Origin of the sequence: Paenibacillus sp. FSL A5-0031, assembly GCF_001956295.1 — a bacterium.
GTDB lineage: Bacteria > Bacillota > Bacilli > Paenibacillales > Paenibacillaceae > Pristimantibacillus.
In genome coordinates, this window is record NZ_MRTD01000086.1 from 1 (window position 1) to 252 (window position 252).

The window sequence follows — 252 nt, forward strand, 5'->3', positions numbered from 1 at the left end:
GAGGATTAGCTCAGCTGGGAGAGCATCTGCCTTACAAGCAGAGGGTCGGCGGTTCGATCCCGTCATCCTCCACCATAGTATGAGTCATTAGCTCAGTTGGTAGAGCACCTGACTTTTAATCAGGGTGTCGTAGGTTCGAATCCTACATGACTCACCATTTTTTATCTCGGATGCGCGCGTATGGCGGAATTGGCAGACGCACTAGACTTAGGATCTAGCGGGCGACCGTGGGGGTTCAAGTCCCTCTACGCG

The 252-nt window shown here is 53.2% G+C and carries 1 tRNA gene; it reads left to right on the forward strand.

Annotated features, from left to right (window positions below):
• Positions 1–81 precede the first annotated feature (81 nt).
• Positions 82–157, forward strand: a tRNA-Lys gene (locus tag BK120_RS34445).
• Positions 158–252: the final 95 nt, after the last annotated feature.